Raw genomic sequence first — 25,318 nt, 5'->3', positions numbered from 1 at the left:
GTCGAGGACGTGGTGACCGCGACCCTGGAAGAGACACCGACCAACGCGACGCACTGGTCGCGGGCCTCGATGGCCGCCCGCACGGGACTGTCGAATCGACGATCGGGCGGATCTGGTCCAGCCGGGTCAGCAGGGCTCGCGCCTCCTGCTCGAGAAACACGGCCGCGGCAGGTGAGCTCATCGCTCCGGCACCCTCATGCCCCGTAGATGACAATCTTGCTGCCCTGGCGGACCCAGCGTCCGGAGTCCCGCTGCCCGCCGTCCTCGTCGTAGCCGTCCTGGGCATCCGCGCCGTCGTAGCCGCCGGTGCCGTTGCCGGCGTCGCCGCGCCCCCCGTCGGGGGGAAAGCCGTAGCCGCCCCGGCGGGGCCGGAACCGACTACGGGAGCGCCGCTCGGGCCGCCCCCGCAACAGCCCGGGTGCGTGCCGGCGGGCGGCCGCCGTCACGGCGGCGCGCGCGACCGCCTGCGGCGGGGCCCCACTCGGAGCGCGGGCGGCGTTGCGGGCAGCGGCGGAGGCGAAACGCACGTAGCGGCGGGCTACCTCGAACTCGGCTTCCTGCTCGCCGAGACCTTCCAGCTCGACCTCGAAGAGCTTGGTGGCCATGGACCCGAGCTTCGAGCCGATCGCGCCACCCACACCGGGCAGCACCAGGTTGCCCAGGGCCCCCGCAGCCATCGGCAGCTCGGTCTTCGCGACGCTCTTGAGCGCACCGCCGAGCGCTTTCCCGATCGGCCCCTTGACCACCCCGCCGACAGCCTTGGCCGCGCCCTTGATCAGCTTGCCGAGGAATTGCTCGAGCTCCTCCTCACTGGTGATCTCGAGAAGCTCGGCAGCGAGCTCCGCCTCCTGCGACGTCATCTCGCTGTTGCCGAACTCCCACTCCCCGCTTCCTCCCATTTCCTGGGACTCCCACTCCTGGGACTCCCACTCGCCGGGGCTTTCCAACGACTCGTAGCTCTCCCACTCATGGGTCTCGAACGCGCTCATCCCTGCTCCCCTGCCGATCGGTGCGGCGGCAGCCGCATCTGCTTGTCACACCCCGAAGATCACAACGTTGTCGCCGCGCCGTTCCCACTGCCCACGGGCGCGACGCCCCCTCGGCCCCGGGCTCGAGCACGCCCACCAGACCCGGGGCCAGGCGGCGGGCCGCGGCCGACGCGGCGGCCGCAGCCGCGGCCCGCGGCGATCCCCCGGCCGATTCCGCCGCGGCCTTGCGGGCGGCGCCGTCGGCGAAGCGCACGAAGGCCTTGGCGACCTCAAATTCGCGGTCCTGGTGGGACAGGCCCTCGAGCTCGAGGCCGAACAGCTTCCCGGCGGCCTGCCCGACGCGTTGGCCGGTGGCGCCGTCCTGCCGTCGACGGTGACCACCGCGCCACCGTCGTTCGCGGGTCACCCCGAGCAGACGGACGGGGCCGAGGCTCGGCGGATCGCCGCGAGTTCCGCAACAGCCCGAGACCGGCTCACGTGTAACCGCTACTTCTCCAACCAGCAGAGCCCTCTGTTAGCCCGACGGCCACGGTTGGTTCAGGCCCAAGTGGGGCTCATCGTCCGGCTGGCGGCCCGCCATGATCGCCAAAGCAAGAGCGTCCGCGCGGTCACGGAGCCGGCGTCCTCAAGGCCCTCCGGTCCCGCCAGTACGTCGGCGAGGGCAGCCTCAGCGCTCTGGGCGTCAACCTTGCCAACCGAGGGCGTTTCGTCCTGCGGCTGGCCCTCGACAAGCCGGAGGTGAATCGGCCGATGCGAGGACATGCCTCACGCCGCGGTGAGGAACGTGGTGATGGTGCTGGAATCGCGGCTCGCGACGTAGGCACGCGTGCCGTCCGGGGATACCGCGATCATCGATGCACCTCGGTTGACCTGGACGGTGCCGGTGATCTGGTTCGTCCCGTTGTCGATGGTGCTGATCGTGTCGTTCGAGTTGTCCACCACGTAGCTCCGCCTACCGTCGGCGGCGAAGACGACAGACTGCGGATGCTGCCCACCCACGGGCACTCTCGTGACGATCTGATTCGTGCTCGTGTCGATGACGCTTACCGAGCCGTCCTCAAAGTTGGCGACGTGTGCCCGTCGACCGTCAGGAGACACATCGACATCGTGCGGGGCGGTTCCGCTGCCGATCGGGATACTCGTTACGAAGGTATTTGTCCTCGTGTCGATGACGTTGGCCTCGCCGCTCATGTGCGCGGCGACGTACGCGAAAGGCGAGTTGGGGCTCAGAGCGACGGAGTGTGGGTGCTTCGGCATCGGAATCTGCGCGATTGGGCCGTTGGCGTCAACGTCCACGACCGAAACAGAGGACTGGGTGTGGTGCGGGACGTAGATGCGCTTACCATCCGGCGAGATCGCGAAAACGAACAGCCATGTTTGTCCGGACTTCCTGTCCGCCGGCTGGCCGGTCGGGATCGACCTCACGAAGCGCTGCTGCGCCACGTCATACTCGGCGAGCATCAGGCGGTCCGACGCGAGGTCGTTGTACGAGACGAAGGCGTTTCCTGTGGCCGGGGACACGGCGACGAAACGCGGCAGTCCGGCAATCGGGGTTGAGCTGATGACCCTGTTGGCGTCGGTGTCGATGACGTGCAGCGCCGGGGAGTTGTTGTCGCTCGTCGTCATGTACGCGCGGGTGCCGTCCTTGCCGACCGCAACGGTCTCCGGTCGCCCGGGCACGGTGAGCGTGTTGAGCTGTCGCGGCAGAGCCGTACTGACGGCTGGTCGCTCTGGGCTGGGGACTGTCGCGATCGGGTTGGCCTCAGAGGACCCATCTCCGAGCGTGAGTGCTGCCAGGCCAGCCCCGAGCAGCAAGACAGCAGCGGTGGCGATGGCGATGCCCAGGTGAGTAGCGCGCCGTCTGCTGTAGGAGACCGTGGGCCGGGACATGAAGTCTGCCCCCAGGCGCTCAGAAGGCTGCTTCCGCTGCGGCGGCTTCAGTCGGGTACGCAGGGTTTGAGTGAAGGAGCGCTTTGGTGGCGGGAACTCGAGGCAGTCCGCGATCGCCTGGGCCGAGGCAGCAAACTCCACCGCGCTGTTGAAGCGGTCGTCGGCCTTGATCGCCATTGCCTTACGGATGACACCATCGAGCTGCGTGCCCACCCACGGCGCGCGGTCTGAGACTTTCGGGCGCTCGTCCTGGCAGTGCGCCCAGATGAGCGGCGGGAGGTCGGGCTTAGGAAACGGTACCGACCCCGTCAGACACCGAAATAGGACACATCCGAGCCCGTAGATGTCCGACCGGTGTTCGGCCTCGCTACGGAACTGCTCCGGGGCCATGTAGTCAGCCGTGCCGACGATCATGCCGGTCGTGAGCCCCGTGGCATCCGTCCCCGCGCTCCGCGTGATCCCGAAGTCAGCCAGGTAGGCGAAGTCGCGACCGTCAGTGCCGGTGGTGATGAGAATGTTCGACGGCTTCACGTCGCGGTGAATCAGACCCGCCTCGTGCGCGGCAGTGAGCGCGCTGGCCACCTGGCTGATGATGTCGACGGCGCGGCGCGCCGGGAGGGGGCCGCTCCGGTTGAGCATCTCCTCCAGGTTCATGCCCTCGACGAGGCGCATGTCGATGTATAGGCGCCCGTCCTGCTCGCCCCACTGATGGATGGGGACGACATGGGGGTCGGCAAGGCGCGCAGCCAGCTTCGCCTCGCGCAGGAATCGGGCCCGGTAGTGCTCGTCGTCAAGACGTTCCGCATTGAGGCGACGCTCTCGACGCTCACCACCGTCAGCCCGGCTTGGCCGACGTCACCGTGGCCGACCTACTCCACCGATCCCGACCCTGACCAGTCGGCCGGCGCGATCAGCACTACGCAGCCGTTGAGCGCTCGACGGTCGCGGCGACGCACCGGACGCGGCACGATGAGAACGGTGTGGGGGGTGCATGATCGGATTCTTGTGGGTGCCGCTGCTGCTACCTGCGGCTGTAATCGTTGTGACCATTCTGCTGAGCCGTTTGGAACGCTTCGCGACCCGAACCAGGACCGCAAACCATAGCGACGCTCCCGCGTTAACGGCGAAGGTCAAAGGCGTTCGGGACCAGGGATGCCTGGCCGTGAAGTCGCTGCTCGGGCGACCGCGACAAGCGGTGGGAGCGCTCGCGGGACGGCTCCCGGGTTCGGCACCCTCCGCCGACGTCGTGGCGCTCGAAGCGTTATGCCGCCAGTTCGTCGCGAGCGACGTCACCAGCGCCGATCACGTTGGTTCGGGCTTGCGGGACACGCCGGTCGGCGGCGGCTCGGACCTGGCGGGCGGCGGTCGTGCCGGGTGACGTGGTCGACCCTCGAGCCCGAGGTGGGTGGCTGGGGCCGCAGCAGCACCGTGAGATCACGCATGTGGCGTCGGGGGTCTTCATTGTTCACCGCGGCGCCACCCGGTCGCGGTACCTGAGTGCTCGCCGAACCACGTCGCGCGCATCCGCGCCCGGCCCGGAGCCGAGAGGACGGTGCCGGGCTTGGCGGTGCGGTGCTCCGCGCCGAGCGCGTGGAGCGATTCCCCACGAGGAGCTGGTCGCTGCGAGTTCCGTGGGCAGCGATAATCGGGCTGGATGGGGGCGGTGGGACGCCGCGCCCGCGGGGCCGTCTGTTGAGGGGCTCGATGTACCAGGAGATGTCGGTTCACGAGCTCGCCGAGGGTCTTGAGCGCCGCGACGTCGTGCTGCTCGACGTTCGCGACGCCGACCACTTCGCGGCAGGCCACATCCCGGGCTCCTTACCAGTGCGGCTGCCGGACCTGCCGGGTCGCCTACGGGATCCCGAGGACGAGCTCTGGGTGCGCCTGTTCGGTGCGCGGCGCCCCGTGCTCATCCGGGTGGGCGTCGTGGGTGATGCCGAGCGCAGCATCGATGCCGCCGCCATCCTGGGTGAGGTCGGCGTCGAGTCCTACGTGGTAGCCGGCGGAACACGGGCGTGGAGCGCGGCCGGGCGCCCGCTCAACCGCCGGTGGTAGGCACGCTCACCTCGAGGCCGCGACGTCCACCCCGACCCGGCCTCGACCGCGGCCCTCACTTGGGCGCACCCGGCGATCGTCGACGTCGAAGACTTGTGCGGGATCGGGCCAGCTCGGCCTGTGTTGCCCGCGTCGGCATGACCTCGCGGGCATGGCTGCGTCCGCTCCGCGCCCGAACGGCCGCCCGAGTCCGGCCTACTGGCCCGCTTGATCACGATCAGTTAGCGAGCACGGTCGGTGGGACCGTTTCGTGTGAGCGAACATCGTGGAACGGGGGCTCACGGCGACCGCTCTGCTACTCGCCGCAGCTGGGGATGTCTCCCACGCCCTGATGGACGCGACGATGTACGCGCTCGGCGAGCGCTGTGGCTCCCGACGACCACGGCCCCAGGCTGCGGACCTGAGCGCTGTGCCGGCCGGGCAATCGCCTCCGTCCCCATGGCGGGACAGCACGGGTTTCGGACCTGGTGCCGCGGTGGTGTTGCAGTGCTGCCTCAACGGTGCGCGCCCGGCTGGCGCGTACCCAGCGGTGCCGATGAGTCCGCGTCACCTCGCACGGGACGCGCGGGCGGTGTCCGCGCTCGGCGTGCGGAGCGTGCACGTGCACCCCCGGGCAGGCTCGCTCCCCGGCCCCGACATCCCGCATGCAACCGACATACGACGTGGGGAACGTTGATCTAGTAGGCGTGAGGGGCTTCCGCCACACACCACCGTTGTCTGTCTGAGGCGCTGGTCTGCCAGCGAGGGATCGTGGGCATCACGATCGATCTGGTTGGACCGATTACCCGCGTGCCGTGGCATCAATCAGCGCAATTTCGCGGGGGTGTGTAACTACCTTCCGTAGCTCGGCGACGAACGGGTCACGGTCCGGGCTCGCTGAAGTCGCGGCGGCGAACCGGAGCCGTTGGTCCAGTCAGTGCAACTGAGGGGGAAACCCAGATGTCGGTTCGACACCGCAAGCCTCGCGCTCACACCGGGCGCACATCGGCTGTGGTTGGCGGCGCTGCAATCACCGCTGTCATGCTCTCCAGCGGGGCGGGGATCGCGCTCGCCCACGACGCCAACGGGGGGACCGGGGGCACCGGCGGGGCCGGCGGCGACGGTGGGTTCGGGCTGAACGCGGCCAACCTCAACGAGTTCGGTACCCAGTCCAACAGTGCCGCCAACGGCGGCACCGGCGGTACTGGTGGGGCCGGCGGCCCGGCGGCGGCCGGCGGCTCGCACCACTACTACTCCGGTGGCGGGTTCGCGGTCGGGGGGACCGGGGGCACCGGCGGGGCCGGCGGCGACGGTGGGTTCGGGCTGAACGCGGCCAACCTGAACGTTTTCGGTACCCAGTCCAACAGCGCCGCCAATGGCGGCACCGGCGGTACTGGTGGGGCCGGCGGCCCGGCGGCGGCCGGCGGCTCGCACCACTACTACTCCGGTGGCGGGTTCGCGGTCGGAGGGACCGGGGGCACCGGCGGGGCCGGCGGCGACGGCGGGTTCGGGCTCAACCTGCTCAACGCCAACGCGTTCGGTACCCAGTCCAACAGTGCGGCCAACGGCGGCACCGGGGGCACCGGTGGGGCCGGCGGTGCGGCCGCCGCGACCGGCGGCTCGAACTACTACCACCACTACTACTCCGGTGGCGGGTCGGCGGTCGGAGGGACCGGGGGCACCGGCGGCAGTGGCGGCCACGGCGGGTTCGGCGTGAACGCCGGAAACGTCAACTTCGGTGGCACCCAGTCCAACAGCGCGGCCAACGGCGGCACCGGGGGCACCGGTGGGGCCGGCGGCGACGCCGCCGCGACCGGCGGCCGGCACCACTACTCCGGTGGCGGGTCGGCGGTCGGAGGGACCGGGGGCACCGGCGGCAGTGGCGGCCACGGCGGGTTCGGCGTGAACGCCGGAAACGTCAACTTCGGTGGCACCCAGTCCAACAGCGCGGCCAACGGCGGCACCGGGGGCACCGGTGGGGCCGGCGGCGACGCCGCCGCGACCGGCGGCTCGAACTACTACCACCACTACTACTCCGGTGGCGGGTCGGCGGTCGGAGGGACCGGGGGCACCGGCGGCAGTGGCGGCCACGGCGGGTTCGGCGTGAACGCCGGAAACGTCAACTTCGGTGGCACCCAGTCCAACAGCGCGGCCAACGGCGGCACCGGGGGCACCGGTGGGGCCGGCGGCGACGCCGCCGCGACCGGCGGCTCGAACTACTACCACCACTACTACTCCGGTGGCGGGTCGGCGGTCGGGGGGACCGGGGGCGCCGGCGGCAGTGGCGGCAACGGCGGGTTCGGCGTGAACGCCGGGAACGTCAACTTCGGTGGCACCCAGTCCAACAGCGCCGCCAACGGCGGCACCGGGGGCACCGGTGGGGCCGGCGGCGAGGCCGATGCCGACGGCGGCTCGTACTACTCCGGTGGCGGGTATGCGGTCGGCGGGACCGGGGGCGCCGGCGGCAGTGGCGGCAACGGCGGGTTCGGCGTGAACGCCGGGAACGTCAACTTCGGTGGCACCCAGTCCAACAGCGCCGCCAACGGCGGCACCGGGGGCACCGGTGGGGCCGGCGGCGAGGCCGATGCCGACGGCGGCTCGTACTACTCCGGTGGCGGGTATGCGGTCGGCGGGACCGGGGGCGCCGGCGGCAGTGGCGGCAACGGCGGGTTCGGCGTGAACGCCGGGAACGTCAACTTCGGTGGCACCCAGTCCAACAGCGCCGCCAACGGCGGCACCGGGGGCACCGGTGGGGCCGGCGGCGAGGCCGATGCCGACGGCGGCTCGTACTACTCCGGCGGCGGGTATGCGGTCGGCGGGACCGGGGGCGCCGGCGGCAGTGGCGGCAACGGCGGGGACGGTGAGAACGCCGAGAACGTCAACTCCGGCGGCACCCAGTCCAACAGCGCCGCCAACGGCGGCACCGGGGGCACCGGGGGCACCGGGGGCTCGGCCACCGAGTAGCCACGAAACCCCGACGCCGCCGGGTGGGTCACGGCGGCGTTGGGCTTCGTGTGCGGGGGCACCGCCTTGCGGAGCGGAGAGGCGGTGCCCCCGCACACGGTCTCGGGCCACCACGGACCGGTGCAACCCTTGGCTGCGTGGTCAACGCCGGTCGGTTCATCGATGAGCAGCGAACCACCACGAGGGGGACCTGACGATGTCGTCCCGTCAGCGCGTCACCGTTTCGGTGCTGAGATCGTTGATGATTCTTGGTGCGATCATGATGGTGGCTGGATGTCTGGGTATCTCCTCGGGGGAAGATGGTGCGCCCGGTGGGGACGGTGAACCGGGCGGGTCGGGCGGCACCGGAGGGTTCGGGACATCCGGACAGGACGGGGCGCCAGGCGCTGATGGTGCGTCCGGATGGAACCTCGGTGCCCAGACCGGTGGCGACGTCGGCTCCGGGCGCCTGACTACCCGACAGATGCCCGCGGCAGGTGTCACGACTGTAGTGATCGAGGACGGTTTCGTCGCTCGCGTCGGGGTTGGTGGCCCCGAGCAGGCCACGGTCGGTGCCGATGACAACCTCATGGATCGGGTCGAGGCCACCGTGACCGGCAACGAGCTGCGCGTAGGTCTGCGTCCGGGCACCGCTGTTGAACAGGCCACTCTGACCGTGGACGTCAGGGTTCAAAATGTGAACCACCTCGCTGTGCGCGGCTCCGCCCGGCTTCACCTCGACGGGGTCACCGGCGATGGCGTGCACCTCACCGTTGACGGCTCCAGCCGGGTCAACGGCTCGCTGAACGTCACCCGGCTGGATCTCACAGTCGACGGAGCGAGCACCGCGGAGCTGTCCGGGCGGGCCTCCGACTTACGCGCCACCGCTACGGGGGCCAGTGAGCTCGCCCTCTCCCAACTGAGCGCTTCCGATCTGGACGTCACCATGTCCGGTGCCTCGAGCGGCGCCGTTGCGGCCGACCGCACTCTCCAGGCCCGCGCCGACGGCGCCAGCCACCTGCGCTACCTGGGCGATCCCAGGATCACCGAACGCTCCGCCTCCGGGGCCTCCACGATCACCTCCTGATGCAATGAAGGAGCGGGGCATCGCGCTCCTCGTGGCTCCCGAGTGATCCTCCGGCTGCGACGACCATCAAGTCGAGGGAGGCTCCTGTGCAGCCGCGCGGAGCCGGGGTCGGTGAAGGTCGTGGTCTAGCCGCTGAAGGGTTCGTTGGAGGCGACGGCAAAGGCGGCGCGTTTCTCGCGTTCGGTCAGGACCTGGAAGAGCAGTTCGGCGCCGCGGCGCTCGAGGTCGAGGTATCCCACTTCGTAAGGCAGAGCAGGTCGACACGGCGCCGGGGGTTGAGGTCGGGGTGTTCGACCCCGCGATCATCACGTGGTCGTCCGGCTGGCAGCCCGAAGTGATCCACACGGTGGCTCGTGGGTCGCGACGGCTGGTAACGACCGTAGCCGACCGGCCCCGGACCCCGGCGGCGGGCGGGAGGCGCTGATCTTCGGAAGCTCGCAAACGAGCAGGGCATGCCCGCTTTGGCTTCGGCTGACGGTCGCCGAGGACGTCGCGGACGGCGCGACCGGATCGGCCGAGCGGCCGAACTCCCCACACGGCAGCTAATGGGGTGCTCCTGGTCGGCGCTGTGCAGAACATGACGGCCGCGCTCCCAGTCTCACCCCGGCGGCGGCCGTCCCGTCCTGCCCGCCGTGCGGACTCGTTCAAGCGGAGTCGACGATGCGACGCAATGATCGGCTTCATGGTTCTGGTTGGCTGCATGATGTTGGTTGTGCGCCCATCTGGCTGCTGATCTTGTATGTCGCGGTGCCCTGATCGGGCCGGTGTGCGCTGGAAGTTCGAACTGGTCCACTCATCGGGGGTCGACGCCCTCGCTGCGCAGCCGAGCCCGCTCCCGGCGCGGGAAGTCCAGCCACTCGTGCAGCCCCGGCTGCTCGCGCCACGCGCCGGTGCCGGGCACCAGCTCGTCGTCCGCGACACGGAGGCAGCCGTGGGTCAAGGCGTGAACAGCCCGGACGGGCGACCGTCGGAAGGTCGAACCCCGGGCCGATCGAGTCCCGGAGCTGCTCTCTGATACCCCATGGCCCGGTGGGCAGCCTCGAGGGGGACGAAACGGACCGTATCCTTCACAGCATCATCGTGGCTGACGCAAGAGTTGATCGTGGATTCGTTCCGCCGCCTGGGATAGTCCGCGCCCGAAACTCAGTGGCGGTGACCCGGACACGGAGCTCGTTACCTCCAAATGACGCAACTTGCCTCCTGTCGACGCGACCACGTAACGATCGGGGCCAACATCCCGACACAGATGTGTCACCGCGATCTCGGTCCAGCAACGGTCGGGCGGCCGAGCGCGCGGCACTGTCTATTAAGAATGTCGCCACAGCGCGAACACCACGAGGCTCGGGGGCACTGGTGCAGTCGGTCCAAGACTCTAACGGTGTGCAGAATTGCTCACAGCGGCAGTGGGAATCACACCGTCGTGATGAGTGGAGGAGGGCGCGCGGCCCACTCACCGTCGCCGACCTTTTCGTCGATAATTGCGCGCCTTGGGCCCGAGGATCGACGACGCCGTGACGGAAAGGTTCGATCGGCGAGTGCTCGAGGCCGGTCACCTCACGGTTGTCTCCGACACCCAACGGTTCCCCACCTCGACTCCGGGAAATCAAGCGTCCATGCTGGCGGGGTGTCTGCGTGTTTGCTCGGAAGCGGACGGCGCGCCCGGTGGTGACGGTGCAGCGAGCGGGTCTGGGAAGTCTGGTGCCGCGGGCCGCGGAGCGCAGCCGGCCTGCCGTCCGAACGACCCCGTCCTTGCCCGAGCTCTCGACCTCGTCGCCGCCCTGCGTGTCGCCGGCGACTCACTTCCTGGACCCGACGACGACGCCCGCGCTCGGATGCGCGCCCACCTGATGTCCGAGATCGGCGGACCGGTGCGGCTCGAGGGACGGCAGTCGCGGAGCCCCGCATGCATCGAGCACCTGGTCGCCGTCAGCGACGAACCCTGAGGGCGAAGTCAATTCCTAGTCTTGAGTGATTTGAGCGCGGCCCGACGGGCGGCTCGGAAGCGGACGGCGCGCCCGGTTGTGCCATGGGCTCGCGCCTTTCGCTACGGGTGCCGGCCAGGAAAGCCGATGTTGTTGATGGGGGCCGCTGGCACGGTGATCGGGATTGGCGTCACCAGCCACGGGACCTGCGCCATGACCTGGTCCTCATCGACGAGATCGGCTTCGCCCCGCTGGACGACACCGCCGCCCAACTGCTGTTCCGCCTCGTCGCCGCCGCCTACGAACGCCGCAGCCTCGCGGTCAGCTCGCACTGGCCCTTCGACCAGTGGGGCCGGCTCCTGCCCGAACACACCACCGCGGTCAGCCTGCTCGACCGGCTCCTGCACCACGCCCACGTCGTGGTCACCGACGGCGAGTCCTACCGCATGCGCCAAGCCCGAGCGAAAGGAGCTCCCGGCCGCCAGCAGCTGAACAACCCCAAGGACGGGGGACTTTCTCCTGGCCACCAGCGGGGACCACGAACTGGCCGTTGACAGTAGGGTGGAGCCACGGCCCCGGCTGGACGACTCCCCCCTCGTCCCTCCGGGGCCGTTCTTACTTCTCGTTGTCCTAACGGCTCATCGAGCTGCGTGGGACGGGACTCGTGACTCGATCTTTCGGCCTGGACCGCCTCGTGTTGGGTGTCCGCCGACAGGCCCGGGCTACCAGGGGATTGAGGGCCTTCCGCGTGCCTGGAGGTCCCTATGGTGTCGTCGCCTCGTGGTCCTAGCGTGACATCCGCCCCTCCACGTCGAGCAGCCCGCGTGCGGGTCCGGACGCCTGCACCCTCGACGGAGGACGGTGAGCGATGCTTAGGCCAACGAGGTGGACCGAGATCGCGCCGCGCGACTGCGAGAGCCTTCTCCGCTCCTGCGCCACCGGCCGCTTCCTCTACACCTACCTCACCTTGCCCGCGGTGCAGCCCACAGACTTCCTGCTCGACGGGTCGCGGCTGCTGTTCCTCGCACCGCCACGGTTCCGAATCGCCTACGGCTACGTCTGCTCGTTCCATGTCCAGGCCGACGACGACGCCTGGACCGTCACGGCACACGGCCCCGTGTCCTTACAGAACCGTGCTCTACCGGGAGCTGGCCGCGCCGCTGGCATCGTCGAGGGCGGCGAACCGGTCGCCGTCGAACCCAACGAACCACTCGCGCTGGACGTCCAGCTCCTCGTCGGACACCGGCTCGAGCGATACGCAACTTCGGCGTAGGGTGCCCGGGCATCGGCTGGCTGTTCACGCCGTGGACGTCGAGGACACGGTTGGTCAAGTGCTCCTTGCTGTCGAGTTAGCCCCGTCGCTTGACCGCGCCGTACGCAGCGGTCGCGAGGAACAGCAGGATCCCCACGATGGCGAGCCAAAACAGGCCCTCGAGCACGAACCCCAGGACAGTCAGCACGAGCCAGATGACCAACAGAGCCAAGATGAGACCGATCATCGCTGCGCCCCCTTCTCGAAGTAGGTCGTGACTTGAACGAGGAGTTACCCGCTGCTGACGGTCCACCACCCGCTCCCGGGCGGGAAGCTGGGATTCTTCCGGGCTTATGCGAAGTCTGTGGAGGATGCCGCATGACACGCCCTCGCGAGCCCCACAGACCGCCGGACCGAGGAGGTCCCCGAATCAGGGGGGCCATCTCGAGCGGTCGAGACAATCCTCTGGACGGACCCGGAGGGCACGCGCCGACGGGCGGGCGGTGGCCGTGGTTCGTCGTCGGCGCCCTACTGCTGATTGCCGTCATGGTCGCCGTTATGGTTGCCGTCTGGAGCGTCAGCGGTCTGCAGCCGCAGAATCGCCGTAGCGTTGTCGAAATGCCCCCGATTCAAACCCCAGACCATGGCCGATAAGGCGGACGTGGGGGCGGCGGTCTCTCAACGACGTCACTGCTCGAGCCAGGTCACCGCCATTGGCTTCAAAAACCCCCGGTGGCGCCTTGATAGAGAACGAGCAACAGCAGGCGTCCCAGGTTTACGATTTGTCGACGCCCCCTGGGCTTGTCGGCTTCATCCGGGCCGAGGCGCCTCGACCTTCGGAGAGCCTCATAGGCGAATACGCCGCGTGCAGGAGAAAGCGGTGGTCCGATCAGTCGGGTTGCTTGAACGAAGAGGTCGTACCCAGGGTTTCCTAGGTGAAGTCTCTGTTTGATTAGACTTGGGAGTTGCCCTTCACTAACCGGCTGCGAGAGAGTTGGTCAACGGTAGGAACGACGTTCGTCAGGACGAGAAAGGGCGTCCATGGGTCAGTCGGATGATGACGATCATGGTACTGACACCATGGGAGTTCCGCCAGTACCTCGGGAAGTGCCTTTCGTGCAGCCTCCGCTGACATCTCCGCCTCGGCACCCGCAGTCCCCTCGGACATCTGAGCAACCTCGTCAACAATGGGTGGCGTGGGGACTCGGCGCTGTCGCGTCGTTCGTGGCCTTTGTCTTCGGCGTAGCGGTCGGCGACTCTGGGCCAGTTGATCAGGCGGCATCGGCCCAACCGACCCTGTCGTATTCAGCCCCGCCTTACCCACCTGGCTCTCACGCCTCGACGCCCGATGGGGCATCGTCGGCTTATGAGGACGGCACCTACGAAGTCGGTCTCGCGTCTGGCGAGATCGCGCCGGGCCGCTACAAGACCAGCGGCTCAGGAGGTGTTTGCTACTGGGCTCGTCTGTCCAACACCGACGAGCCGTCCATCCTCGCTGATAAGCTATTCCGTGGAACGGACCGTGGGAGAGTTCGCCGTAGTGACACAGGGATCCAGTTCCTGGGGGGCTGCAACTGGACACGTAGCGGTTGATGAGCGCGACCATCTCTCGCGCCGTGATCCGAATGCACAGAGCCAAGCCTCATGTGGGAGATCGAAACAAGCGCCCGGGCGACCGCGCCCCGCCAGCTGCTTCCGGGCCGTTGGATTTATGCCAGCGGTAACGCTCCCACCCGCTCGCCGAGCCCGTGCACCTGGCCGTGCAGGGCATGAACGGCTCGGGCAAGAGTCGCTTCTGCTACGGCTTGTTGAGTCAAGTCGCGCATGCCCCTGACGTCCTCGTGGCCGGCTCCGACATCACCGGCCTACTGCTTGGCAGCCCATGGAACGGAACTCGTCACCGCTAGTATCAGGCCGCCGGCACCGCCGACCTCGAGGAGCACGCCAAGGCACTCGAACGGCTCGTCGAGCTGATGGATCGCCGGCTCGCCGACATGCCCCCCGGCACCGACAAGATCGGCCCCACCGCCGACGTCCCGCTCGTCCTGGTCGTCGCCGAGGAGTGGCCCGGCCTGCTGCGCGCCGCCCAGGCCCGCGACCGCAAGCTCGGCGACCGGATCACCTCGGCCATGCTGCGGCTCGCCAGCGAGGGCAGGAAGGCCGCGTTCCGCGTCTTGGTGCTCGCCCGGCGGTTCGAGGCCGCCGCCGTCGGGGGCGGATACCTGCGTGAGCAGCTCGGTCTCACGATCAGCTTCCGGGTGCCGGCCGAGTCCCTGACCATGCTGCACGGGGATGACGCCCGCGAACTCGGCGGCGAACACGCACCGCCGAACCTGGTATCGCCGTCGTCTCGGCCCCTGGCCGCCCCCTGATGCGGATGCGCGCACCGTGGTTCGGCGAGTACCGCGGCTACTGCGCCGCGGTCGGGGTGCGGTCGTGAACGTTGAAGGCGGCCCCGACGCCGACACTGGCGTCCACGTTGGCGTCGGGGCCTCGCCCCACCGCTCCCGGTGTGAACCGCGGGACTTACGGGAAGTTGACGGCGGCCGCCCGGCCCTAAACATCGCGTGTGATGGGCCCCGGCGCGCACGCGGGGGGAGTGTGCGCCCCGGGGCCCCGCAGCCCGGCTCGCGGAGTAGCAGCCCCGGGCTGGCGATCGGGGCATGCGACGTTGCCACCCGCGACGGGACAGCGTCCACCAAGAAACCTTACGATTGCCGAACAAACGCCGAGCGAGGTCCGAAGAACGGCCCCGGCATGCCCCCCGCACACGCCGGGACCGAGGCCCACCACCGTACCGACGGGCAGCGGCCGGACCCGGGGCAGGTAGTTAACCTCCCGCAAGATCGAGTAACGCAGTACGTCGCCGAGCTCCTCGCCGCCGCCCCACCGCTGACCCCGGCGCAACGCGACCGGCTCGCCTCACTCCTGGCGCCCGAGCCGCACATCCCCGGTCCGAGGGCTCCCCCTTCCGTCGCGTCGGCGCGCTCGCGCTCGCGCACGTTGACGGCCGGGTCAAGCGCCCCCGAGCCCACACCCAACCGCACCCGACCGCACCAGCGGGGCGCTTGACGTGGCCGGCGTTGTGCGCGACCCCTCCGGGGCCGACGCGGCGGGGCGGGGAGACCGCGCCCTCCCCCATTCCGGAGCGAGGCCCGCCGGAGGCTCTGTCTCTGCTCTTGACCACCCGAGCCCCGGCACCTCGAGCACGACCGCCGACCGGAGGACTGCGCGCGGGCGAGCCAGGGCGAAAACAGGAGGCTTTGCCCGCGCGGCGGCGCCGAAGGCGCCGCGCGCAGTCGCCGCCGGCCCCCTTGGTAACTACGCAGACAACCCGTCGGAATGGGCCCGGACCGCGGAGTCGGGGAAGGTTGACGAGGCTGTCGCTGCTCGTCTCCGCCGTGCTGAACGGTGGTGGATGGTCAGCGGTGACACATCAGCGGTGCCCGCCGCATCACCGGGCTGGATCGGTTGCGGGCGTGCCGCAAGGTTTCGGTGACCGGCACCGGTGGCCCGACGATGCGCGCCAGTGCTCGCCGCGGCGCTGGCTATGCCGGGTTGTCGACGTGCGCGAGCGTGTGGGCGTGCCCGTGCTGTGCCGGGAAGATCGCCGCCCGCCGTGCCGTCGAGCTCGTCGCCGTGATGGCCGCGGTTCGCCTCATGGGCGGCTGTGCCTACCTCGTGACCCTGACGGTGCGGCACCACAAAGGGCACCGGCTCGCCGAGCTGTGGGACGCGGTCACCAAAGGCTGGTCTGCGGTCGTGGGCGGCGGCAAGCTCTACGCCGACGCACCCGGGCTGCTCGGCTGGTGCCGGGTCGTCGAAGCCACCCAGACACCCCGCTCGGGCTGGCACCTGCACGTCCACGCGCTGTGGTGCTGGTCCGGGGACATCGACGACACCGAGGCGCAGCGGGTCGCGTTCCGCGCTTGGGCCCGCTGGGACCGCGCGCTGCGCCGCTCCGGATTCGACTCGACACCCGTCCGCGGCATAGACGCCCGCCGGGTCCGATTCGCCGCCGACGGCTCCGACGACGCCGTCGGCGGATACTTCACAAAGTGGAGCACCGCCCCATCTCAAGTAGGCCGCCGCAGGATCGGCTCCCCTTACACGGGCACGAGGGGCGTGCGGGGGAGTGCCGGGCATCTTCAGGGTCGGTGGGCGAAGTGGGTGAAGGCGAACGGTTCGGTGCTCGCGTCGCCGTCGGCCGCGAGTGGGAGCACGGTCTCGGTGCGGACGTCGACGACCTCGTAGCGGCGCCCGGTCGCTCCCGGTAGCGCCCAGCTGACGAGTTGTACGTCGTCGATGGCGAGGCGGGCCCCGCGGTGGACCTCGAGGGGTGGGGCGAGGCGCACGATCGGCTGGACCGCGACCGTTCCGGGTGGCGCGACCGCGTCGAGGCGGACGAGGGCGCAGGGACCGTCGGACCGCGGCGTGGTGGGCACCGGGATGCTGGTGACGCTGCTGCTGCCGCCCCGGGTGTCGCGGTACCACCGAAGCTCGACCGTCGAGCCAGGTGAGGCGTCCCGGACCCCCACGAGCAGCGAGAGCGGCGTTCCGGGTGCCGTCAGCTGCCGGTGCTGTGGGGTGGCCACGACGTCGTCGGTGCTGACAGGGCTGCGGCGCAGCTCGGCTCCCCGCACGCCCGAACACGCGGCGGTTGATGTCAGCTCCGCGTTCGGGCCAAGGCTCCAGCCGTGGCCGCCACCGGTCCCGGGGTCGGTGTCCATGTCCTCGAAGGAGCCGGTCGTGAGCAGGTCGTCCCCGACGGCGACGCCGTCGGGCGCCCGCTCGACCCACCACCCGCGCTGCAGCCGCGCGACCGTGCCGCCCGCGACCGGCCGCCCCACGCTGCGGGGTGGGCTCTCGCCGGGCGATACGACCGCACCCGGGTCGCGCAGACGCTGGTCGGGGCCCGGAGTCAGCCCTGCGGCACGGCGGGCGGCGGAGTCGGCGAGGAGCCCGACGGTGGGGCGGGGGATGTAGCCGTCGCTGAACAGCGGGTCGACGCTGGTGTCGACCGGGCGGCCGACTCGCAGGTCGACCCGGAGCAGGTAGGAGGGGAAGGTCGGCCAGACGGTCTGGTCAAACAGGAGGTTCCCCAGCGACTCGGCCACGACAGCGTCCCCGACCTGATCGACGCCGCCCACGACGTGCGGGTGGCCGTTGGCGACCACAGATGCGCCTGCAGCGACGGCGGTGCGTGCGAGCCCCCGCACCAGCTCGGTCTGGGTCGGGACGTACTCCTCGCCGCCGTGGACCATGACCACCACGGTCTCGCCGCGGGCGCGGGCCGCGCGCACCTCGCGGTCCAGGCGGGCGGTCTCGCAGCGGGCTGCGCCGCCCTGTCGCTCGTCGGCGACGTAGGGGATGGCGTGCTCGTTGCCGGTGATCGTGGTGCACCCGAGGAAGGCCATCTGATGACCTGCGCGCTCGACGACCGCCGGCCGCCATGCCTCGTCCACCGTCCGGCCCGCACCGAAGTGGGGGAGTCCGGCGCGGTCGAGGATGTCCAGCGTGCTGTCTAGGCCGGCACCGAGGGCGTCGTTGACGTGGTTGTTGCCGAGGGACACAACGTCGACGCCGGACTGCAGGAGCGCGTCCGCCGACTCGGGCGCGGAGGCGAACACGTAGTCCTTGGTCGGGTGGAAGGCCGTGGGCCGAGGGCGCGTCGGATCCACCCAGGGTTTGTCGACCACCGGGGTCTCGAGGTTGACGACGGTGAGGTCGGCGTCGCGCAGCAGGGGGGCGACGGCGTCGAGCAGCGCCGCGTGCTCGGCGACGGAGGCGCCCTCCCGTAGCAGCCCGTCGCGCCGGTTGCCGTCGTCATCGACGTCGTAGTACCGCCGCCCGAACATGGTGTCGCCGCCGATGCGCAGCGAGATCGTGTCGGCCGCGGCGGTGAGCCGGAACTCGGGCGGGACACCCGGGGCGACCGCCTGGGTGCGGGGCAGCCGGCCGGCGGCGGTGACCGTGATAAGGCGTGGGGCGTCGACACCGGGCACGTGGAAGCTCCCCGCAGCGTCCGTCGTGGCCGCCTCACCGTCCACCTCGACGGCCAGGCCCGGCAGGGGCCGTCCGTTCTCGTCGACCGCTCGGCCCACGAGGGTGCCGGCGTCGTCGGCGGGTCCGGGGGCGACGGCGCGCCCAACGATGATCGCGGTCGCGGCCAGCGCGAGGACCGCGAGGATTGCCAGGGGCCATCGCACCCGCTCGAGGACGCTGCGCCGTCCGTGCCGCACCGGCTTCCCTCCCGCTCCCGATCGCGCGGCGCGCGGCCACGCTATGAGACGTTCACCCACTCGAAAGGTGTAGGAAACCCACGGATCGGTGATAGAGCGATATGGACCTGCTCGCCGTGTTGTGGGAGCTGCCCGCCGTGCGGGGAGCGGCGGCGCTCGCGGTCTTCGTCGCGCTGTTCATCGTCGCCCGCCACCGCTGGAGGGACCGTGGGAGCGATCAGGGGCCTCCTGACATCGGCCTGGACTGACCGCCACCGACCGGTGATGCTGCTGGCTCTCGCGGCGGCCCTGGCCGGCCTGTTGATGCGGGCCGAACCCGCACCGTTCCACCTGCTGGCCGCCGCGGCGCTGGTGCTGACGGTGGTGCTCGGCGTGCTGGTCAGTGCGTTCGGCGGGCTCGTCGTCGGGTTGGTGACGGCAGCGGTGGTGATCGTGGTCAAGCAGGCGGTCGGGGCCTGGACCCCGGCCGATTTCGTCGCGTCTCTCCAGACGACACTCGGGCTCCTTGTCGTCGGCGCGCTGGCGGGGCTGGCGGGCTCGGTCCTGCGCTCGGACCGGGGGCATCGCAGCAGCGGCGCGGCGGCCGCCTACGGCTCGCTCGGCCTGCTCACCGAGCAGGCCGTCACGGCGCGCCTGGACGAGGAGATCGCCCGCGCCCGCCGGCACCGCCGTCCGCTGGCCGTCATCCTCATCCGCACCGAGATCACCGACCCGGACCTCGGTGACGGCACCCGGATGCGCGCCCACCGCACCGTGGCGCGCCTGGTCGAGAGTCTCCTGCGCGAGATCGACATCCCGTTCGCGCTCTCACCGGAGGAGGTGGGCGCCGTCCTGCCCGAGACCGACGTCGAGGGGGCCTGGCTGCTGCTCGGCCCCCTGGTCGACGCCGCCACGCGGGCGAGCTTCACCGTGCGCGAGGAGGACGGGCGCCGCACGCTCGCCGACTGCGCCGAAGTGCACGCCGGCCTCGCGGCGTTGTCCGACGAGACACCGCGGGCCGAGGACCTCCTGGTCGCGGCCCGCGCCTCCATCCGCGAGGACGACCCCGGCCAGGGTCCGCCCGGCGCCCGCCACCGCTCAGAGACCGGGCGAGGTGCACAGTGAGCGCCGCCCTGGTCAGCCTCGCGATCCTCGGCGCGCTGGCAGTGGGTCTCCTGCTCTACTGGCGCATTGCCGTGGTGGGACACCACGGCCGGCTCGACCAGCTCGACGTGCGGGTCCACGTCAACGGCATCCGCGGGAAGTCGACGGTCACCCGGCTGGTCGCGGGAGTGCTGCGCGAGGGCGGGCTGGTGACCGTGGCCAAGACGACGGGGTCCGCGGCGCGGATCATCGAGCGCGACGGCGAGGAGCTCCCCATCTACCGCCGCGGCGCGGCGACGATCAACGAGCAGCTCGACGTGGTCGCCGCGCACGTCACCCGCGACGTCGAGGCACTCGTCATCGAGTGCATGGCCGTGCGCCCGCTTTACCAGCAGTACTCGCAGGACTACATGGTCCGCTCCGACATTACGGTGATCACCAACGTCCGCGAGGACCACCAGGAGGAGATGGGCGAGACCCTGGAGGAAATCGCCGACTCGCTGTCGATGACGATTCCCCGCGATGGTGTGCTCATCACCGCCGAGGACCGCGAGCACCTCCGCGACCGGCTCCGGCGCAACGCCGAGGCGCGCGGCAGCCGCCTCGTCTACGCCGACCCCGCCATCGTCGACGACGAGGACATGCGCGGCTTCGACTACCTCCAGTTCAAGGAGAACGTGGCGATCGGGCTCACAATCGCGCGCCTCGTCGGGATCCGGCGCCAGGAGGCCCTGCGCGGGATGTGGAAGTCGGTCCCCGACGTCGGCGTGGTCCGGCTAAGGACCTACGACGTCAACGGCAAGCGGATTCTCTGGGTGCCCATGTTCGCGGCCAACGACCGCGAGAGCGTGGTGCTGACCTTCGAGCGGCTCCAGCCGATGTTCCCCGCGGGGTCCACCGTCATCGGCATCCTCAACAACCGCCGCGACCGCGGCCGGCGGGCCGAGCTGTTCGCGCACATGGTGCCGAACGACCTCGCGCCCTATCTCGATCACGTCGTGACCTTCGGCGCCTACGAGGAGCAGGTCACCAGGATCATGACCAACGAGGGCTACCCGTGCGAACGAATCCACCAGCTCGGCGAGACCGTCTCTCCGAGCCTCGAGCGGATCCTCGCCGAGATCGCCGCGCTGGTCCCCGGCCGCGACGGAGTCCTGCTCGGCATGGTCAACATCCACACCGACCAGGCGGAGCTGCTGCTGGAGCACTTCGACCACCTGCGAGGTACGGGGCAGCGCAGCGAGCTCGAGGAGTCCCGCGATCCGGCCCGCATGCCCGCCGGGGTGATCCGCCTGCGCCGGCAGGCGGCCCGTCGCGGAGGGCACGCCGACCGTGCATGAGTACCTGGTCCGGCCGGAGGTCGTCCGGGTTGCCCTCGTCGTGGGTGTCGTCATCAGCATGCTGTTCTACGAACGGGTCCAGCTGACCACGGGCGGGGCCATCGTTCCCGCGTACCTCGCCCTGCACCTCGCGGCGCCGCTGTTCATCGTCACCACGATCGTCGGGGCGTACCTGACCTACGTCGTCGTCAACGTTGTGCTCGCGCGCCGGGCGATCCTCTACGGTCGGCGCAAGTTCGAGATCGAGGTCCTGGTCGGGCTCGGCGTCATCATGGTGGCGACGATCGTCGCCGGCCGGTTGGGGGCTCTCGACCCGATCCTCTTCGGGCTCGCCGGCATCGGTTTCCTGGTCCCCGGCATCCTCGCCCACGACATGGCCCGCCAGCGTCCGGGCCGGACCGTCCTGGCCGTGCTGGCCACCACGGCCGTGCTCGGCGTCGTGGTGTTCGTCTACGACTCCCTGCTGGCCATCGCGCCGTTGTCACCTTCGACGGTGCCCGTGCTCGCATCAGTGGCCGGCTACGACCGGGACCTGCTGCTGGTGGGGGTGGCCGTCAGCGTCCTCATCGGGATGCTGGTGTTCGCCCATGTCGGCGTGCGCTCCGGGGGCTTCATCACCGGCGCCTACCTCGCGCTGCTGGCCCCCCGTTGGCTCGACGTGCTGTTCACCCTCGTCGTGGCCGTGGCGACATGGGCCGTCGTGGTCCACCTGCTCATGCCCCGGCTGCTGATCTTCGGACGGCGCAAGCTGAGCACGATGGTCCTCGTCGGCGCGATCCTGGCCTGGTCGGGCGAGCTGCTCGTGGCGTGGGCCACGGGAGGCGACGTCCTGGTTTGGCGCGGCCTGACGATCATGACCTTGATGGCGCCGGCACTGCTGGCGAACGACGCCCAGCGCCAGGGCTGGGAGAAGACCGTTTGGGGTGCCGGGCTGACCGCCCTGGGTGTCTACGGCACGATGAATCTTGTGTCCGCGGGTCTCAAGGCCCTCGGCGTGGCCTGAGCTACGAGCGCCAGGAGCTGTCACCCGCTCGCCTCACGCCGCCACCTGCCACTCCGCGACCACCTCGAGGGCATCGGAGGTCGCCGTGGCGGTCACGGGACCGCCCTGCGCCGAGGTGCGGCCACCGACGAGGCGGATCGTCGCCGGCTCTCCCGCCGCCATCTGCTCCCCGTCCGATGTGGCGCGCAACCTGGCCACGACGCGGGCGAGCTCCGCCGCCGGGACACGGTTGCTCGGGCAGGAGATCGTGAGGCCTACCTCGGACGCGTGGGAACCCCGGCGTCCCACCGCCACGCCCACCGTCCCCCCGTCGCTGACGTGGTGCAGAGCGGCCACGAGCGCGTGGCCGATCGCGCGTTCCAGCTCGACGGGGTCGCCGCGTACCGGTGCCGGCGCGGTCCCGAGCTCCACCTCCAGGCTCTCGGTCCGCGTGATCAGACGCGTGCTGCGTACTGCACGGTCGACCACATCGCGCAGGTCGACAGTAGCGGACCCCGCGGCCTCCGGCAGCGGGGGCGGGGCGTCCTGCTCGAGTCCCGCCGCCAGGTCGAGGACCTCGCGGAGGCGCGCAAGTGCCAGGTCGGCGTAGCGCGGCACCCGCAGGTCGTCGTGCTGCTCGGCAGTCGCCGCGAGGCCCTTCAGGGCGTCGTCGACCCCACCGAGCGCCGTGCTCAGGCGGGCACCAACCTCGTGGGCATCGGCCAGCGCCCGCCGGGTGTGGCGGTGCTCGACCTCCTGTAGGACGACGTCAGCCAACTCTTTCAGCAGGGCGAGCTGCTCCTGCGACCAGTCCCGGGGCTGGTGGTCGATCACGCACAGGGAGCCGAGGACGTGTCCGTCCGGCGTCCGCAGCGGGTAGCCCGCGTAGGCGGCGACTCCGTCGCGCGTCACCGGGTCCATCCGCTGCACGAGCGGGTCGCGACGCGCATCATCGATCACCAGGCGCTCACCGGTCACTACCGAGAACTGGCAGAACGATTCCTCGAGCGGCATGTGCCGGGTCCCGTGCCCGGAATCGTCCCCGCGCCACGCACCGGGCAGGTCCTGGCCGTCTGAGCCAACGATCGTCACGAACGACACCGGGGCGCCCAGCAGGGCCGACGCCAGGCGGGCGAAGCGATCGAACGTCGAGTCTGCGCCTCCCTGTAGCCCGGTGCGCTCCACCACGGCCAGGCGGTCCGGATCGGCCACCGCCGACAGCACACCCGCCGGCTCGACCCCGCAAAGCGGGTTGACCATCCGCGACCTCCTCGTCGCTTTGCCTAGCACGTCGAGTACGCCATTCGTACGTGTGTTAGCTCCGCCTGGAGGCATTGCTTGTCACGCCGACCGGCGAAGCTCCCTCACGGTTGCAACAATCGGGGCCGTCGGGGCCGTCGGGGCCGTCGGGGGCGCCCTGGGGCGACGGGCACGCCCCCGACGACAGATGGTGCTGCGCCTGGGGGCGGCGTTACACCTTCGCGACGGTAAGAGCTGGCCCTAGGGGCCAGGTCAACTCGACGAACGGGCCGAGAAGAGCCATCGAGGGCGGCGATGATGGGGCCTAGTGGACTGACCGCGGGCCAGGCGGCTGCCGCTGCTGGCGTGTCACGCAAAGCCATGCGCATCTATGAAGACAGGGGCTTGGTGGTTCCCCTCTGTCGCACTGCCGCCGGATATCGGCTCTTCGGCCAGGACGAGGTGGATACCTTGCGGTTCATCCGCCGAGCCCGGGTCCTCGGGCTGAAGCTGGACGACATCGCCGACATCCTTGCTGAACACCGCCGCGGTGGGCCGGTGTGTCCCACGGTGAAGGGACGCCTGGTCGAGCGGGTACGGGAGATCGACAAGGCGATCGATGACCTCGCGGCGCTCCGACGATGCCTGATCGAGGCAGTTGGTGAATGCGCCGAGGTGACCTCGCAAGATCGTGCCGCGGTGTGTCCCGTCATCGAGGGCGCTGAAGTACCGTGAGCGCGGCGGGGCGTACGGCCCCGACCGCTCGCGCCCGCCCTTCACATCGTCCCAAGGAAGAACGGGCGGCACGTGCCATGGAGCGGGGACCAGCGAGAGAGCCGAAGTCTCCTCGTTGGTACGACCGTCGGCTGAGGCTCTGCACCCGTGGAGTGGTGCCGGGGCACTTGTCCCACGTGGTGTCGCTGTGCCGCGCGGTCGTTCAGGACCGCGTGCCGGGTCGGCGGAAGTCGCTGCTGCGCTCGTGCTGCGAAATGGAACGATGCTCGCCCCCGTGGTGGTCACCAGTCCGCGGCCGTCGCGTCACCACGCAGGGAAGGTCGCCGACGGCGCGCGCCCTCGAGACCAGTGCCGCGAGCAAGGCGAGATCAACCGAAGACGGCGATGGGTGGTTGATGTGGTGCGGGCCCTGAGTCAGGGGGTGTCCTTGGCCGCGACTCTTGTCCTCGCGTTCCTTGTGGTCCTGACTCTTGGGGCCTGCTCGCCGAGAGGTCCGCAGGAGGTCGATCTGGAGGAGATGGTCAGCGACTTCGTGGCCGCCAACCCGGGCGAGGGCGAGGATCATTACAGGGCGCCGACGGCGCCGGAGGCGCGGGCCCTCGTCGAGGCCGTGGACCTTGCCCGGAACGGCGACATTGGGGGGGCCGCCCGCCTCTTGGGGCCGCTGGACCATGTCGTGCGGGAGGTCCGCGACGAGGCGACGGGCAGGCGACTCCTCCTGGTGACCGAGCAGCCCGTCCCGTCGGCGCCGCGACGGCACGGGTGGGGTCTGTTCGTCGTAGCCCCGCAAGCCGACCGAGGCCCGCTGATCGAGGTCCCCCATCCCGCTGCGGATCGACAAACCGAGCTGTTGGGCGTGGACGTGTTCCGCTCTCTGTCGGGCTCGGCGCTGCTCGTGGCGGGCGCGCACCGTTCGGCAACACCCGACGCGGACGTCGCCCATGAGCCCGACACCGCGTTCCACGCTGTACACGACGCCCTCGTGGCCCCCGGGCAGACCGTCGTCCAAGTGCACGGTTTCGATGGTGACGACCACCCACGCCACTATGGGGACACGGTTGTCTCGGACGGAGCGCACGAGGGCGGCCCGCCCAGCCCCACCTCGATGTCGTTGACCTCAGCCCTGGAAGGCGCCGGATTCCAAGTGTGCCTCCAGCACCGCGACCGTTGTGACCGGCTCGCAGCGACACAGAACCTGCAGGGAAGATCAGCCCGCGCGATGGGCGGGCAGTTCGTACACCTCGAGGTCGAGGCCTCCATCCGATCCGACCCAGTCGGACGGCGCCGGCTCGCGGACGTCACGGCCTTCGGCCTGCGTGAGGATTAGCCGACCAGGGCGTGTCTCGCGAACGGTACCCCCACCCACCGGGCGGCATCGGGTACCGCCGAGGAACTAGCCAGGTCGGCGGCGGCAGGCAAGCCCGTGCATGTGTGGTTCTCGGAGGAGCCAGTTCCATAACTCCTCCTGGTGACCGAGCAGCCCGTCCCGTCGGCGCCGCGACGGCACGGGTGGGGTCTGTTCGTCGTAGCCCCGCAAGCCGACCGAGGCCCGCTGATCGAGGTCCCCCATCCCGCTGCGG

The 25,318-nt window shown here is 70.4% G+C and carries 20 protein-coding genes and 1 pseudogene; 14 read left to right on the top strand and 7 right to left on the bottom strand.

What is annotated here, in order from left to right; translation table 11 throughout:
* Positions 1 to 194: 194 nt before the first annotated feature.
* From C8D89_RS27705 to C8D89_RS30905, 3 genes and pseudogenes are all read right to left on the bottom strand, one after another.
* Positions 195 to 989, bottom strand: a complete 795-nt coding sequence (locus tag C8D89_RS27705; RefSeq protein ID WP_116711373.1) for a hypothetical protein — start codon at positions 987 to 989, stop codon at positions 195 to 197.
* Positions 990 to 1,754: 765 nt separating this feature from the next.
* Positions 1,755 to 2,450 (bottom strand): cytochrome D1 domain-containing protein, encoded by a 696-nt coding sequence (locus C8D89_RS30910; protein ID WP_279323413.1) that lies wholly within the window; start codon positions 2,448 to 2,450, stop codon positions 1,755 to 1,757.
* Between the two features lie 594 nt (positions 2,451 to 3,044).
* Positions 3,045 to 3,656 (bottom strand): annotated as a pseudogene (locus C8D89_RS30905) (serine/threonine-protein kinase); the annotation flags it as partial.
* Positions 3,657 to 3,870: 214 nt separating this feature from the next.
* Here C8D89_RS30905 and C8D89_RS29960 point away from each other — a divergent pair.
* The 4 genes from C8D89_RS29960 to C8D89_RS27675 all read left to right on the top strand — a co-directional run bounded on the left by C8D89_RS29960 (position 3,871) and on the right by C8D89_RS27675 (position 8,943).
* Complete coding sequence (locus C8D89_RS29960; protein WP_207787469.1) at positions 3,871 to 4,257, top strand: hypothetical protein; 387 nt, start codon at positions 3,871 to 3,873, stop codon at positions 4,255 to 4,257.
* A gap of 338 nt (positions 4,258 to 4,595) precedes the next feature.
* A complete protein-coding gene (locus tag C8D89_RS27690) occupies positions 4,596 to 4,934 on the top strand; it encodes a rhodanese-like domain-containing protein (RefSeq protein WP_165825980.1) in 339 nt (112 codons plus the stop codon).
* Between the two features lie 1,020 nt (positions 4,935 to 5,954).
* On the top strand, positions 5,955 to 7,877 hold the full coding sequence (locus C8D89_RS30900; RefSeq protein WP_133252097.1) for a hypothetical protein: 1,923 nt from the start codon (positions 5,955 to 5,957) through the stop codon (positions 7,875 to 7,877).
* 490 nt (positions 7,878 to 8,367) lie between these two features.
* Positions 8,368 to 8,943 carry a GIN domain-containing protein gene (locus tag C8D89_RS27675; RefSeq protein ID WP_165825979.1) on the top strand — a complete coding sequence of 192 codons (576 nt, stop codon included), beginning with the start codon at positions 8,368 to 8,370 and terminating at the stop codon, positions 8,941 to 8,943.
* Positions 8,944 to 9,068: 125 nt separating this feature from the next.
* On the opposite strand, the gene C8D89_RS27670 is transcribed toward C8D89_RS27675, so the two are convergent.
* Complete coding sequence (locus C8D89_RS27670; RefSeq protein WP_279323411.1) at positions 9,069 to 9,182, bottom strand: ATP-binding protein; 114 nt, start codon at positions 9,180 to 9,182, stop codon at positions 9,069 to 9,071.
* 1,811 nt (positions 9,183 to 10,993) lie between these two features.
* Here C8D89_RS27670 and C8D89_RS30895 point away from each other — a divergent pair.
* Together C8D89_RS30895 and C8D89_RS27660 are read left to right on the top strand one after the other, a co-directional pair.
* Complete coding sequence (locus C8D89_RS30895) at positions 10,994 to 11,419, top strand: ATP-binding protein (RefSeq protein WP_279323410.1); 426 nt, start codon at positions 10,994 to 10,996, stop codon at positions 11,417 to 11,419.
* 422 nt (positions 11,420 to 11,841) lie between these two features.
* Complete coding sequence (locus tag C8D89_RS27660; protein WP_133252095.1) at positions 11,842 to 12,138, top strand: hypothetical protein; 297 nt, start codon at positions 11,842 to 11,844, stop codon at positions 12,136 to 12,138.
* Positions 12,139 to 12,214: 76 nt separating this feature from the next.
* On the opposite strand, the gene C8D89_RS30890 is transcribed toward C8D89_RS27660, so the two are convergent.
* A complete protein-coding gene (locus C8D89_RS30890) occupies positions 12,215 to 12,340 on the bottom strand; it encodes a hypothetical protein (protein WP_279323414.1) in 126 nt (41 codons plus the stop codon).
* Between the two features lie 1,750 nt (positions 12,341 to 14,090).
* Between C8D89_RS30890 and C8D89_RS27655 the strand changes: the two genes are divergently transcribed.
* Positions 14,091 to 14,489 carry a hypothetical protein gene (locus C8D89_RS27655; protein WP_116711366.1) on the top strand — a complete coding sequence of 133 codons (399 nt, stop codon included), beginning with the start codon at positions 14,091 to 14,093 and terminating at the stop codon, positions 14,487 to 14,489.
* Positions 14,490 to 15,612: 1,123 nt separating this feature from the next.
* Complete coding sequence (locus C8D89_RS28875) at positions 15,613 to 16,371, top strand: protein rep (protein WP_133252094.1); 759 nt, start codon at positions 15,613 to 15,615, stop codon at positions 16,369 to 16,371.
* Here the strand turns inward: C8D89_RS28875 and C8D89_RS27650 are convergent.
* The gene (locus C8D89_RS27650) at positions 16,266 to 18,326 is read right to left on the bottom strand and encodes a CapA family protein (protein ID WP_207787468.1); all 2,061 of its coding nucleotides are present in this window, start codon (positions 18,324 to 18,326) and stop codon (positions 16,266 to 16,268) included. The two genes, C8D89_RS28875 and C8D89_RS27650, sit on opposite strands and share 106 nt — an antisense overlap.
* A gap of 134 nt (positions 18,327 to 18,460) precedes the next feature.
* Between C8D89_RS27650 and C8D89_RS29600 the strand changes: the two genes are divergently transcribed.
* The 4 genes from C8D89_RS29600 to C8D89_RS27635 are packed head-to-tail and all read left to right on the top strand — an operon-like array spanning position 18,461 to position 21,785.
* Positions 18,461 to 18,607, top strand: coding sequence for a hypothetical protein (locus C8D89_RS29600; RefSeq protein ID WP_165825978.1), 147 nt, complete (start codon positions 18,461 to 18,463; stop codon positions 18,605 to 18,607).
* A 16-nt stretch (positions 18,608 to 18,623) separates the two neighbouring features.
* Positions 18,624 to 19,463: a nucleotidyl cyclase domain-containing protein gene (locus C8D89_RS27645; RefSeq protein ID WP_133252093.1), complete on the top strand. Its 840-nt coding sequence runs from the start codon at positions 18,624 to 18,626 to the stop codon at positions 19,461 to 19,463.
* Positions 19,460 to 20,782 carry a poly-gamma-glutamate synthase PgsB gene (gene pgsB, locus C8D89_RS27640; RefSeq protein WP_116711363.1) on the top strand — a complete coding sequence of 441 codons (1,323 nt, stop codon included), beginning with the start codon at positions 19,460 to 19,462 and terminating at the stop codon, positions 20,780 to 20,782. Before C8D89_RS27645 ends, pgsB begins: the two co-directional genes overlap by 4 nt.
* Positions 20,775 to 21,785, top strand: coding sequence for a poly-gamma-glutamate biosynthesis protein PgsC/CapC (locus C8D89_RS27635; protein WP_116711362.1), 1,011 nt, complete (start codon positions 20,775 to 20,777; stop codon positions 21,783 to 21,785). Before pgsB ends, C8D89_RS27635 begins: the two co-directional genes overlap by 8 nt.
* A 33-nt stretch (positions 21,786 to 21,818) precedes the next feature.
* On the opposite strand, the gene C8D89_RS27630 is transcribed toward C8D89_RS27635, so the two are convergent.
* On the bottom strand, positions 21,819 to 23,024 hold the full coding sequence (locus tag C8D89_RS27630; RefSeq protein ID WP_165825977.1) for a GAF domain-containing protein: 1,206 nt from the start codon (positions 23,022 to 23,024) through the stop codon (positions 21,819 to 21,821).
* A gap of 294 nt (positions 23,025 to 23,318) precedes the next feature.
* On the opposite strand from C8D89_RS27630, the gene C8D89_RS27625 reads away from it, so the two are divergent.
* A complete protein-coding gene (locus C8D89_RS27625) occupies positions 23,319 to 23,738 on the top strand; it encodes a MerR family transcriptional regulator (protein WP_116711360.1) in 420 nt (139 codons plus the stop codon).
* 274 nt (positions 23,739 to 24,012) lie between these two features.
* A complete protein-coding gene (locus C8D89_RS27620) occupies positions 24,013 to 25,065 on the top strand; it encodes a hypothetical protein (protein WP_133252092.1) in 1,053 nt (350 codons plus the stop codon).
* Positions 25,066 to 25,318: the final 253 nt, after the last annotated feature.

The organism is Actinomycetospora cinnamomea (assembly GCF_003096675.1).
Lineage (GTDB): Bacteria > Actinomycetota > Actinomycetes > Mycobacteriales > Pseudonocardiaceae > Actinomycetospora > Actinomycetospora cinnamomea.
Note: the sequence above shows the minus strand (reverse complement) of the source record. Positions and strands in the feature narration are given on the sequence as shown.

Bases quoted from the DNA above. Each gene is read 5' to 3' on its own strand.
- C8D89_RS27645 (WP_133252093.1), top strand. From the start codon at position 18,624: ATGCTGCTGGCTCTCGCGGCGGCCCTGGCCGGCCTGTTGATGCGGGCC.
- C8D89_RS27705 (WP_116711373.1), bottom strand. From the start codon at position 989: ATGAGCGCGTTCGAGACCCATGAGTGGGAGAGCTACGAGTCGTTGGAA.
- C8D89_RS27655 (WP_116711366.1), top strand. From the start codon at position 14,091: ATGGATCGCCGGCTCGCCGACATGCCCCCCGGCACCGACAAGATCGGC.
- C8D89_RS27625 (WP_116711360.1), top strand. From the start codon at position 23,319: ATGATGGGGCCTAGTGGACTGACCGCGGGCCAGGCGGCTGCCGCTGCT.
- C8D89_RS30910 (WP_279323413.1), bottom strand. From the start codon at position 2,450: ATGCTCGCCGAGTATGACGTGGCGCAGCAGCGCTTCGTGAGGTCGATC.
- C8D89_RS27630 (WP_165825977.1), bottom strand. From the start codon at position 23,024: ATGGTCAACCCGCTTTGCGGGGTCGAGCCGGCGGGTGTGCTGTCGGCG.
- C8D89_RS29600 (WP_165825978.1), top strand. From the start codon at position 18,461: ATGGACCTGCTCGCCGTGTTGTGGGAGCTGCCCGCCGTGCGGGGAGCG.
- C8D89_RS27690 (WP_165825980.1), top strand. From the start codon at position 4,596: ATGTCGGTTCACGAGCTCGCCGAGGGTCTTGAGCGCCGCGACGTCGTG.
- C8D89_RS29960 (WP_207787469.1), top strand. From the start codon at position 3,871: ATGATCGGATTCTTGTGGGTGCCGCTGCTGCTACCTGCGGCTGTAATC.
- C8D89_RS30900 (WP_133252097.1), top strand. From the start codon at position 5,955: ATGCTCTCCAGCGGGGCGGGGATCGCGCTCGCCCACGACGCCAACGGG.